Origin of the sequence: Aureibaculum marinum, assembly GCF_003813905.1 — a bacterium.
Lineage (GTDB): Bacteria > Bacteroidota > Bacteroidia > Flavobacteriales > Flavobacteriaceae > Aureibaculum > Aureibaculum marinum.
Genome location: NZ_RPFJ01000098.1, coordinates 87,462 through 99,321 on the forward strand (window position 1 = coordinate 87,462; position 11,860 = coordinate 99,321).

10 protein-coding genes are annotated in these 11,860 nt (G+C 31.2%); 3 read left to right on the plus strand and 7 right to left on the minus strand.

All coding sequences use genetic code 11. The features are described from left to right. Positions 1-108: 108 nt before the first annotated feature. From EGM88_RS15465 to EGM88_RS15475, 3 genes are read left to right on the plus strand one after another with little or no spacing between them, the layout of a single operon-like run. On the plus strand, positions 109-1,536 hold the full coding sequence (locus tag EGM88_RS15465) for an ATP-dependent DNA helicase (protein ID WP_123899320.1): 1,428 nt from the start codon (positions 109-111) through the stop codon (positions 1,534-1,536). Then, positions 1,526-2,803, plus strand: a complete 1,278-nt coding sequence (locus tag EGM88_RS15470) for a D-alanyl-D-alanine carboxypeptidase/D-alanyl-D-alanine-endopeptidase (RefSeq protein WP_162497602.1) — start codon at positions 1,526-1,528, stop codon at positions 2,801-2,803. Before EGM88_RS15465 ends, EGM88_RS15470 begins: the two co-directional genes overlap by 11 nt. Beyond that, the gene (locus EGM88_RS15475; protein WP_123899322.1) at positions 2,804-3,358 is read left to right on the plus strand and encodes a 1-acyl-sn-glycerol-3-phosphate acyltransferase; all 555 of its coding nucleotides are present in this window, start codon (positions 2,804-2,806) and stop codon (positions 3,356-3,358) included. It begins immediately after the preceding gene. Positions 3,359-3,373: 15 nt separating this feature from the next. On the opposite strand, the gene miaA is transcribed toward EGM88_RS15475, so the two are convergent. From miaA to EGM88_RS15510, 7 genes are all read right to left on the minus strand, one after another. Next, on the minus strand, positions 3,374-4,279 hold the full coding sequence (miaA, locus tag EGM88_RS15480; RefSeq protein ID WP_123899323.1) for a tRNA (adenosine(37)-N6)-dimethylallyltransferase MiaA: 906 nt from the start codon (positions 4,277-4,279) through the stop codon (positions 3,374-3,376). Then, positions 4,272-5,114, minus strand: coding sequence for an ion transporter (locus tag EGM88_RS15485; protein WP_123899324.1), 843 nt, complete (start codon positions 5,112-5,114; stop codon positions 4,272-4,274). The genes miaA and EGM88_RS15485 overlap by 8 nt, the downstream gene beginning before the upstream one ends. Positions 5,115-5,204: 90 nt before the next feature. Continuing rightward, entirely contained in the window at positions 5,205-6,575 is a 1,371-nt protein-coding gene (locus EGM88_RS15490) for an exonuclease domain-containing protein (RefSeq protein ID WP_123899325.1), read from the minus strand. A gap of 3 nt (positions 6,576-6,578) precedes the next feature. Beyond that, positions 6,579-7,658 carry a M28 family metallopeptidase gene (locus EGM88_RS15495; protein ID WP_123899326.1) on the minus strand — a complete coding sequence of 360 codons (1,080 nt, stop codon included), beginning with the start codon at positions 7,656-7,658 and terminating at the stop codon, positions 6,579-6,581. A 163-nt stretch (positions 7,659-7,821) separates the two neighbouring features. Beyond that, complete coding sequence (locus tag EGM88_RS15500; protein ID WP_123899327.1) at positions 7,822-8,619, minus strand: ABC transporter ATP-binding protein; 798 nt, start codon at positions 8,617-8,619, stop codon at positions 7,822-7,824. Continuing rightward, complete coding sequence (locus EGM88_RS15505; RefSeq protein WP_123899328.1) at positions 8,616-9,644, minus strand: FecCD family ABC transporter permease; 1,029 nt, start codon at positions 9,642-9,644, stop codon at positions 8,616-8,618. Before EGM88_RS15505 ends, EGM88_RS15500 begins: the two co-directional genes overlap by 4 nt. Continuing rightward, a complete protein-coding gene (locus EGM88_RS15510; protein ID WP_123899329.1) occupies positions 9,641-10,774 on the minus strand; it encodes an ABC transporter substrate-binding protein in 1,134 nt (377 codons plus the stop codon). Before EGM88_RS15510 ends, EGM88_RS15505 begins: the two co-directional genes overlap by 4 nt. Positions 10,775-11,860 lie beyond the last annotated feature (1,086 nt).

Consider the following 11,860-nt stretch of genomic DNA (forward strand, 5'->3'; position numbering starts at 1 on the left):
ATAAATTTGATTTTTAATGGTTATACAGCAAATCTACAAAAAAAAATTAAAGTTAAAACCTTTATGGTAAATCAATTTGTACCTTTGAAAAATTAGTATTTAGACCTAATGATAACAAGCCCTTTAGACTTTTATAAAAGACTTAAAAAGAAATTTTCTTTTACCCCAACTGCAATACAAGATAGTTTGTTGCATAAATTGTCTTTTTATGTATTAAGTAAGGATAAAAATGTTATTTTTTTGCTGAAAGGTTTTGCTGGTACAGGTAAAACTACTGTAATGAGTGCGTTAGTAAATAACCTTTGGCAAATAGGTATGAAATCTGTTTTATTGGCTCCAACAGGAAGAGCTGCAAAAGTAATATCTAATTACTCACAAAAAAAGGCATTTACTATTCATAAAAAGATTTATCATCCACGTAAATCTAGTAATGGAGGAGTGGCATTTACGTTGCAAAAAAATAACCATACCAATACATTATTTATTGTTGATGAGGCTTCAATGATTCCTGATAACGCCGGAAATGTAAAATTTTCTGACCAAGCTTCATTATTAGACGACCTTTTGTCTTATGTATATTCAGGCAAAAATTGTAAAGTTATTTTTGTTGGAGATACCGCCCAATTGCCTCCTGTAAAACTAGAGTTAAGTCCTGCTTTAAAAGCAGAAACCTTAGAAGTTAATTATAATAAGTCTGTAATTGAAATTGAACTGGACGAAGTTATGCGTCAACATCAGAATTCAGGCATTTTGGCTAATGCAACTAAAATTAGAGAAGTATTAAAAAGTGGAGTTTATCAAAACTTTACTTTTAATTTAAATTTTCCTGATATTATAAGATTAACAGACGGTTATGAAATACAAGATGCAATTGTAGAAGCTTATGATAGTAATGGGGTAGAAGACACAGCTTTTATTGTACGTTCTAATAAAAGAGCAAATCAATATAACCAGCAAATTAGAAGTTCTATTCGTGGACAAGAAAATGAAATTTCGGCTGGAGATTATGTGATGGTTGTAAAAAATAACTATTTTTGGCTAGATGATAATTCGGATGCAGGGTTTATAGCAAATGGTGATGTCTGTGAAATTTTACGTATTTATAATTATATAGATTTATATGGATTTAGGTTTGCAGAAGTAAATTTAAGAATGATAGATTACCCTGATCAACAACCTTTTGAAACAATAGTAATGCTAGATACGCTTTCTAGCGAAAGTCCTGCTTTAACTTATGAAGAATATAATTCTTTATATCAGGAAGTTGCAAAAGATTATGAAGATGAAAAGTCAGCATACAAAAGGTTGCTAGCTATTAAAAAGAATAGCTATTTTAATGCGTTGCAAATTAAGTTTTCTTATGCAATGACTTGCCATAAGTCGCAAGGAGGACAATGGAAAACAGTTTTTATAGAACAGCCCTATTTGCCAGAAGGAACTAGCATTGCTTATTTCAGGTGGTTGTATACGGCAGTTACTAGAGCTCAAGAAAAATTATATTTAATAGGATTTAAAGATGAATATTTTGAAGAATAAACTTTATGTAAATGTATTTAAATTATTGTTAGTTAGTGTGTTAATGTCTTCATGCGGCACAACGTATCAATTAAAAAACGATTTAAAAAAGCACAATGACTCTTCTAGTTTTTTTAAAGGTTTTGTACTTTTTGATCCTGTAGCAAATAAGCAAATTGTAAACCATAATGGAGCAAAATATTTTACACCTGCATCAAATACGAAATTGTATACATTTTATGCAGCTTACAGAACTTTTAAAGATTCTGTAAAAAGTTTAGCATATTATAAATCGCAAGATTCATTGATTATAAAAGGAACCGCTGACCCTTCTCTTTTATACGGATTTGAAAGTTCTAAAGTGTTAGATTTTTTGAAAAACGAAAAGGATAGTATTTATTTAATAGATACGAAGATTGACAATCCGCCTTTAGGTGACGGTTGGTCTTGGGATGATTATCCATATTACTATCAGCCAGAAAAAAGTATATTTCCTATATATGGTAATATTTTACAATATAAATGGGAGTCTGGGGCTGTTAAAAGTTATCCAACTTTATTAAAAAGTTATATAAAAGCTTTAGATTCAATACCGTTACGCAGAGAGGTGTCTTCCAATCAATTTTATATAGAAAATAACAGCAAACGGAATTATACCGTTCCTTTTATAGTGTCTAACAAATTAGTAGCTGAATTATTAAGTGATACTATTCAAAAAAATGTGACTCTTATTCCTCCAAAACCTAATCATCAGTTTAATTATATTTATGGGCAACGATACGATAGTCTCTACAAACAAATGCTTCATGTCAGTGATAATTTTATTGCAGAGCAATTAATGTTACAAGTTGCTAAAGAGGTTTCTGGTAAGTTTGATACGAAGGTAGGTATTAAATATGCAATGGAGAATTATATGCAAGATTTGCCCCATAAATTTAAATGGAGAGATGGTTCAGGTTTGTCGGTGTATAATAAGTTTACTCCTGAAAATACGGTAAAACTTTTAGAAAAAATGTATAGAGAAATACCAACAGATCAGTTGTTAAGCTATTTTGCTGTTGGAGGAAAATCAGGAACAATAAAAAATTGGTATGCCAACAATGGGACTCCCTTTGTTTACGCTAAAACTGGTACGTTAAATAGTGTACATTGTTTAAGTGGTTATATAATCACTAAAAAAGGTAAATTGTTGATATTTAGCTATATGAACAATCATTATCCTGGGTCTTCTAGTGAGGTAAAAAAAGAGATGGAAGAAGCTCTTTTGAAAATATATAATGCATATTAGATGAAAAAACTAGTAGGTAGGTTTGTCCTATTTCTCTTTGGATGGAAATATACGTATCCTGAAGAGTTTAAAGTGGATAAATGTGTGATGTTGGCAGCACCACACACTTCTAATTGGGATTTAATTTATGCTTTAGCTGTGTATTGGAGGGCTGGTGTAAAGCCTCAATTTTTAATAAAAAGTTTTTATACCAAAGGATTGCACGGTTTTATTTTTAGATGGCTTGGAGGTATTGGTGTAGATCGAAGTAAACATAATAATATGGTAGATTATGCAGTAAGTTTATTTGAAGCTAATGATAAATTGGCTTTAGGTGTGCCTGCTGAAGGTACAAGAAAACGAGTTGAAAAATGGAAAACAGGATTTTATCATATTGCTTGTAAAGCTAATGTGCCTGTTTGTTTGTGTTTTTTAGATTATAAATATAAAATAGCAGGAGTGGGTAAAATGATTATGTTGACAGGTAATTTTGAGGAAGATATGATTGTTATTCAAGATTTTTATAAAGATAAAAATGCCAAGTTCCCAGAATTGTATAACAAACGTATTTTTTAAGAATTAGTAGGTGGCTTACTTGAGTATCTGATTTAATTTTTTAATTACTTTATTTGGACTGTCATTGTAATTAAACCATAAAATTTCATTGTCTTTTCTGTACCAAGTTAGTTGTCTTTTTGCAAAACGTCGTGTGTTTTTTTTAATTTCTTCGATGGCAAAATCTAGAGATATTTCATTGGTAAAGTATAAAAATAATTCTTTGTAACCAACAGTTTGTAAAGCGTTTAAGTGTTTGTATTTAAATAAATTTTTAGCTTCTTCTAACAAGCCGTTCTCCATCATAATATCTACACGTTTATTTATTCTATCGTATATGATCTCTCTATCTGCAGTTAGTCCAATTTTGATAGGAGTAAAATTTCTCTTCGCTTTATTGTTAGTTTGAAAAGAAGAAAATGGTTTACCTGTTCCAATACATATTTCTAAAGCTCTAATGAGGCGTTGATGATTGTTTAAATCGATATTATTATAGGTGACAAGGTCTAATGTTTTTAGCTGTTCTTGCAGACTTTCAATTCCTGTATTTTCAAACTGTTCTTTTAGGTTTTTCCGTATTTCAGGATTTATTTTAGGGAAGTTATCTAATCCGTAAAGTACCGCATCTGTATACAAACCACTGCCTCCAACCATAACTACATGCTCGTGTTTTTTATAAAGTTTGTCTAGTTTGGTTATTGCATCATTTTCAAAATGACCTACGCTATAGTTTTCGTGTATGGAAAGGTGTTGAATAAAATGGTGTTTAACCGCCTCTAATTCCTCTTGATTTGGAACAGCAGTGCCAATATTCATTTCTTTATAAAATTGACGGGAATCAGAAGAAATTATTTCTGTATTAAAATAAGATGCTAGGGCAATACTTAAGTTTGTTTTGCCAATTGCGGTAGGACCAACTATAGTTATTAAATGTTTAGGCATCAGGTAGTTTGTTTCCACATTTTCTACAATAATCTGCATCACTTCTGTGAATTTCTGCCCCACATGACTCACAGGTTCTTCCTGTGTCAATTTCATCTAATTTTCCTTTAGCCATTGTATATTCAGCTGTTACAATTCCTGTGGGTACAGCAATAATTCCGTAACCAATAATCATAATTATAGCAGAGATAAATTGACCAAAAGATGTTTGCGGTGTAATGTCTCCATAGCCTACGGTAGTTAAGGTTACTATGGTCCAATAGATGCTATGTGGAATACTATCAAAACCATGTTCAGGACCTTCCACCAGATACATTACAGTACCTAAAATAACCGATATAACTAAAACGGAAAATACAAAAACAAAAATTTTAGCTCTACTTGCATTTATAGCTTGAATAAGATTATTAGATTCGCCTAAAAAACGAACGAGTTTAAAAATTCTAAATACTCGGAGTAATCTTAGTGCTCTAAATGCTGCAAAATATTGTGAACCTACTATAAAGAAAGAAAGGTATTTCGGTATTGTAGAAAGGAAGTCAATAATACCATAAAAACTAAGTATGTATCCTTTAGGTCTTTTAACACATATAATTCTTACAATATATTCAATGGTAAATAGTATGGTAACTATCCATTCAGAAATGTTAAAAAAGGTGTGATACTTAGTATCATATTCTTCAACACTTTCTAGCATTATTATAATAATGCTGTAAAGTATAACAATTAACAATATTACATCGAAAGCACGGCCAGCTGGTGTGCGGGTCCCATATATTATTTCATGTAAAGTGGCACGCCAATGCCTGCTATGTTTTTCGTTACGTAAATTCAAAATACCGAAAATTTAATAAAAAATGTAAAGTTAGTAAATAGTTATGGGTTAAGCATGGTTAACTTTAGAATAGGTTTATTATTTGAAAACTTATGAGTTTGGTATCTCAATTATTTTTTTTACCCTATTTCTTCGTAAATAACTTTTTATGATGTGTTGTACATCTCTATTGTTTTCCATGGTAGTGATTAACGATTTTAAAACATCAATATTATTAATTTGGTAGTTCAAATTATAGAATCCAATCCCTTTAAAAATACCATTTTCAATTAGAATAGCACTGTGCTCGTCATATTCACGACCTTTATCTAAAATAATTATATTTTTATTTTCAAAACTATGTTTGGTAATCACTTGTTTAACACGCTTGTTATATTCTTCTGGAGTTTCTTTTAGCATACAAGCTCCATTACAAGATTTTATAGTGTAATTAAAACAGTTTGTTTTGGTGTTATACAAACCTGTTAATTTTTGACAAAGGTGATATTCTTCTGTGATTCTGAAGAGATGGCTTTTTGCACTTTGTCTATTTGCAAACGTAGTAATAGGATTTTCTTTACCATTTGCTTTGTCAATTTTTAAATTGATGTACCCGTCTTTATCAATAAAGCTATATAATGCATGTGTAAAAATTGTTCTTCTTAAAGCTCTGTTAAATAATGGTTTATTACGTTTTATTTCTTCACTTTCTTTAAGTAGAGCAACAAGTTCACTTCCTGTTATTTCGTAAGTAACAGTAGCTACTTGTGATTGCATTTTTTTTGATTTATGACTTGAATTGGTAAAGTGTTGATTGACCCTTTTTTTTATGTTTTTACTTTTTCCGATATAAATAATTTCTCCGTCGGCTCTGTGCATATAGTAAACACCAGTTTTTGTTGGTAATGCATCTACAATATCATTCAACTTTGGATCTAGCTGTAATTTTGGCTCGTTTTTTATAGCACTTTTAATAATTTCTTTTTTAACATCTTTATCCAATAGATATTGAAAAAGCTTTGTAGTAGCAATTGCATCTCCATTTGCTCTGTGTCTATCTGTAACTGGAATACCTAAAGCTCTGCATAATTTTCCTAATTTGTAAGAGTCTAACTCGGGAATTAATTTTTTACTAAGCTCTACCGTACACAAAGTTTCTCTTTTATAATCGTATCCCAAACGTTTAAATTCAGTTCGCAATATTCTATAATCAAATTGTGAATTGTGTGCTACAATAACACAATCATTAGTAATTTCAATGATGCGTTTTGCAACTTCATAAAATTTAGGAGCATTGCGTAACATTTGATTGTTAATACCTGTTAAATTAACTACAAAAGGCTGAATGCTGCGTTCAGGATTTATCAAACTTATAAAACTATCTACTATTTGATGTCCATCAAATTTATGTATGGCAATTTCGGTAATACCTTCTTCATTGTATTTACCACCTGTGGTCTCTATGTCAACTACTGCGTACACTTATTATTTATCTACTACTAATTTTTTATCTCTATTTGCAATTTCCCAAGCGGTGTAAAACACCAATTGTGTCCGTTTTTGAAGCAAATCAAATCTTATTTTATCTGCAGTATCAGAAGGCTTATGATAATCTTCATGAACACCATTAAAATAAAAGATAACGGGAATGTTATTTTTTGCAAAATTATAATGGTCTGATCTGTAATAAAATCTATTCGGATCGTTTTCAGCATTATAGGTGTAATCTAATTCCAATTGGGTGTATTTTTTATTCGTAGCTTCCGACAATTCATGTAATTCACTACTTAATTTATCAGATCCAATTAAATAAACAAACTCTGGATTTTCTGCGTGCTTTTCATCAAAGCGTCCTATCATATCAATATTTAGATTGGCAACTGTTTTTTCTAAAGGAAAAATTGGATTTTCCGTATAATATTTAGAACCATATAGTCCAAGTTCTTCACCAGTTACATGTAAAAATACGATAGAACGTTTAGGGCCATTACCAGTTTTTACTGCACTTTGAAAAGCCTTAGCAATTTCTATTACCGCAGATGTTCCGGAAGCATCATCATCAGCACCATTATAAATTTTATCACCTTTTATTCCTAAATGATCATAATGGGCAGAAAGTATTATGTATTCGTCAGGTTTTTCAGAACCTTTGATATAAGCAACTATATTTTCAGAATTGTTTTGTGTACTTCCTTTAAAATAGGTTTTTGGAATGGTTTGTAAATAATTGCCGTTTAAATCGGCTGCTGCAACACCTAAGTTTTTATAATAATTACTAATAAATTCAGCAGCTTTTTTTTGTCCAATTTCTCCTGTACGCCTTCCGAAATACTCGTCTGATGCTAATACATGCAGGATTTTTTTTAAATTTTCTTGAGAAATTTTCTGACCATATTCGTTAGCCAGATTGTTTGTAGAATCGAGTATGAAATTGGTATTAATTTTAATAGAATCTGTACTTGTATTTTTCTCAGTAGTTGATATCGTTTCAGTATCCGAACTTTTTGGAGAGCTACCACAGGAAAGTGCTAGAGAGAAAATAAAAGCAATAAGGGTAAACTTCATGTAATTAATATTATTTAGTTATCTAACAAAAAATAATTTATGCAATCATTCTAATAAAAATGTAAATGTAATTTTTAGCGACTATTTCATGAAAGCATAGCGAACAATCTATGGAAATATCTTCGAATAATTTTTTTGATTAGATACTTCAAAAGTAACCAATTTAATTAGTATTTATAACGAATTGTTTAGAATTTGCATCAAATGTTACTAAGTTTGATGCAAATAAATTAGACACGCTGCCATCTTCAATTAAACTTTTGGTATTACCTGTAATGATTCCTTTTTCATTCATTAACCATAATTGATCTGCGAGTTGAAGAGCTAAATGAATTTCATGTGACGAGATTAATATGGTTTTTTGATAATTTTCACACAGCGTTTTTAATAATTTATAGATTTCTACTTTGTTTTGAATGTCTAAGTGAGCAGTAGGTTCGTCTAAAATAATTAGAGTTGTGTTTTGTGCTAAGGCTCTGGAAATCATTACTTTTTGTAATTGACCATCGCTTAGTTCTGTATACTTTTTATTCGCAATACCTTCAATGTGTGTTTGTTGAATAGCTAAATCTACATATTTTTTATCTTCATCTGATAACGTGCCTATCCAATTGGTATAAGGTTGTCTACCTAAGGCGATAAGCTCGTAAACAGTTAAGTTGTTTTCTGGAATTTTTTCAGTTAACACTAAACTCATTTTTTTTGCCAATTCAATAGTGCTTAGTGTTTCCAATTCTTTATTGTCAATTTGTATTTGACCTCCTAATTTAGGCTGAACTTTAGTTAATGTTCTTAATAATGTTGATTTTCCTATACCATTTTTGCCTAACAAACACACAAATTTACCTCTTGCTAAACTAGCATTAAGATGAGATGCCACACAAAACACTTGTTTTTTATGTTGATATCCAATGTTTAGGTCATTTGTTTTTAAGATGATATTTGTAGCGTTTTCTTTCAATAGGTTTTTCTTTTTCTAATGAGTAACCAAATTACCATAGGAGCTCCAAATAGTGATGTTACCGCATTAATTGGTAATGTATATTCGCTAGTGGGTAACTGGGCAATGGTGTCACTAAATAGCATCACTATAGCACCAATAATAGCTACAGCAGGTACTATTATTCTATGGTCAGAGGTGTTAATTAATAATTTCGCTAAATGTGGTACTGCCAACCCAATAAAAGCTATTGGACCAGAAAAAGCAGTAATAACGCCCGTAAGCAACCCTGTAATTATCATGGTTAAATTTCTTGTCTTCTTTAAGTTTACGCCAAGGCTAACGGCATAATTTTCGCCTAATAACAGACTATTTAAAGGTTTTATAATGCTCAGTAATAGTAGTAAACTTAAAAAAGTAAGTGTAAAAAGAATTGTTATTTCATTCCAGGCCAAATTACCCAAACTTCCAAAAGTCCAAAATACATATTGCTGTAAGCTTTCTGCACTACTAAAATAAGCTAAAACACTAATAATAGCGGCTGTAAAACTTCCAAACATCAATCCAATGATAAGTATAGACATTGTATTTTTTATATTTTTAGCAATAAGCATAACTATTGCTAACACCAAAAAAGCACCTAAACTGGCAGCTAAGGCAATACTCAAGTTTGATATCGATAGGGTAGCAGAAGCTCCTAAAAATGCTGAAGTTCCTAATATTAATAAGGCAACTCCTAAGCTAGCACCTGAACTTATACCTAATACAAAAGGGCCAGCTAAAGGATTTCTAAAAAGAGTTTGCATCAATAAACCGCTAATAGAAAGTCCGGAACCTACTAAAATGGCAGTAATGGCTTTGGGTAATCGAAAGTCTAGAATAATATTTTGCCACGAGTCTTTAATTGATGTGTCGCCAAAAAGGGTTTTTACTATATCTAGTAAGGGAATATCAACAGAGCCTAGACTTAAATTTATTAAAAAAGCCAAGAATAATAGGCTAATAATAAAGGTAAATTTTAGTGAATATGTAGGTTTTGATTTCAATGTAAAGCTTGCAAATAAAACGGTTCATAATCCTTGAGTAATGATGGATGGGTTACTTTAATAATATCTTTCAAGACCACATCCGGTTGTACTGGAGCCATTTCGTAATACAAAGCTCCTCCATTAACTCCTGTTTTGGTAGTGAATGAAAAAATATTTTTTGAGGCAAAAGCATCGAATTTACTATAGTGACTATTTGCTTTTTGTAGTTGTTCTAAGCTGTTGTAATGTCCCGGAGCAATCCAAAATTCAGCATGCTGCCCTTTATCGTATACCGATTCAAAACTGAGAGATAAACTACCTCTTCCTTTGGTGTTTGCCCAAAGATAATCGGTATTGGCATCTTTTAAAAAATTAGCCATAAAGCTTTCTCCAGCTGGTAAATTCCATACATCGTTAAATATTACACCAGAAAGTACTGTAGGTTTTGAAGTGGCTTTTTTAGCGATTTCAACAGCTTCATTGTATGACGATTCTATCTTATTAAAAATAAGCTCTGCCTTTTTTTCTTTATTAAAAAATAAAGCAAAAAATTTGACCCATTCTGCTCTTCCTAATGGAGTTTCTTCAAGCCAGTCACCATTTAAAATAACAGGAATGCCTGCTTTTTCAATGGTGTTAAACATTTTATTGTTTGAACTCATTGAAAATCCAATCAGTAATTCGGGAGAAATATCTAATAAAATTTCTGTATTAATATTTTCTTCATTTCCCAATTCAATCAATTGATTTTTTTCAATTCTAGCTCTTGTTTTAGGAGAGGAAATATATTTTAAATTAGGAAAACCAACCAGGGTATTTTCAGAATCTAATAACTCTAGCATAGGTATGTGAGTTGTAGAGGTAACCACTAATTTTTCAATTGGTGTTTCTATTATTTTAAACTTTTTTAAGCTGTCAGGAATGGTACTGTTTTTTGGAACAATTAAATATTCTAATGCTTGCTCTGCGTTTGGGTAGGGAGTTTTTATAGTTAATTTCTTAAATTTTCCAATTTCTTGTATATCAAAGCCTTTAGCGTATTTAATTAAAGTGTTTGTTTTATTTTGAGTGATGTTTTTTTGTTCTTGTTTACAGGAAATTTGAGCTAGTACTAGTACTAAAAATGTAAACAATTTAAGGAATTTCATGTGCTTATAGGTGTTGATTTTTAAAGAACACATGCTGTACGCTAGTACTTATTCTCGTTAGAGATAAAATTTTTAGCATGCCTAGTTTTTATTATGATTTTTCTTTCTACAAATGTATTAATTTTTTAAGTAAAATTGGCTCTTATGTTTAAGGATATGTGGTGTAAAATTAGGGTAAGTGTTAATTATTATTGTAAACAAGGATTATGTGAATTTGTTGTTCTATGAGGTTGTGTTAAGGGGTTAGATTTTTTTTTACCACAAAGGACACTAAGTTTTTCACAACGAGCACAGAGAAATATTATTACCATATTCTTAGTGAGCTTCGTGTTAGCTATTGTGTGCTTCGTGGTTAAGTTTTTTTTACCACAAAGTGCACTAAGGCAATTCACAAAGAGCAAAAAGAAATATTATTACCATATTCTTAGTGAGCTTCGTGGTTGACGTTGTATTCTTCGTAGTTAAGCTTTTTTACCACAAGGTGCACTAAGGTTGTTCACAACGAGCATAGAGAAATATTTTTACCATATTCTTAGTGAGCTTCGTGGTTGACGTTGTATTCTTCGTAGTTAAGCTTTTTTACCACAAAGGACAAAGCTTTTCACAACGGACACAAAGAATAATTACTATCATTTTCCTAGTGAGCTTTGTGGTTGACGTTGTGTACTTCATGGTTAGGCTTTTTTTTACCACAAAGTGCACTAAGGCAGTTCACAAAGAGCACAAATCATAAATGGTATATCATTTTCCTAGTGAACTTCGTGTTAACCGTTGTGTTCTTAGTGGTTAGACCTTTTTTACCACAAGGTGCACTAAGCTGTTTCACAAAGGGCACAGAGAATAATTACTATTCATACTCCTAGTGAGCTTAGTGTTAGTCGTTGTGTTCTCCGTGGTTAAGCTTTTTTACCACAAAGTGCACTAAGGTTGTTCACAAAGAGCACAAATCATAAATGGTATATCATTTTCCTAGTGAACTTCGTGTTAGCCATTGTGAGCTTCGTGGTTAGGCTTTTCACCGCAAGGTGCACTAAGGTTGTTCACAACGAGCACAGAGAAATGCTAACTTTTATATTCCTAGTGAGC

Bases quoted from the DNA above. Each gene is read 5' to 3' on its own strand.
- EGM88_RS15465 (WP_123899320.1), top strand. From the start codon at position 109: ATGATAACAAGCCCTTTAGACTTTTATAAAAGACTTAAAAAGAAATTT.
- EGM88_RS15475 (WP_123899322.1), top strand. From the start codon at position 2,804: ATGAAAAAACTAGTAGGTAGGTTTGTCCTATTTCTCTTTGGATGGAAA.
- miaA (WP_123899323.1), bottom strand. From the start codon at position 4,279: ATGCCTAAACATTTAATAACTATAGTTGGTCCTACCGCAATTGGCAAA.
- EGM88_RS15495 (WP_123899326.1), bottom strand. From the start codon at position 7,658: ATGAAGTTTACCCTTATTGCTTTTATTTTCTCTCTAGCACTTTCCTGT.
- EGM88_RS15510 (WP_123899329.1), bottom strand. From the start codon at position 10,774: ATGAAATTCCTTAAATTGTTTACATTTTTAGTACTAGTACTAGCTCAA.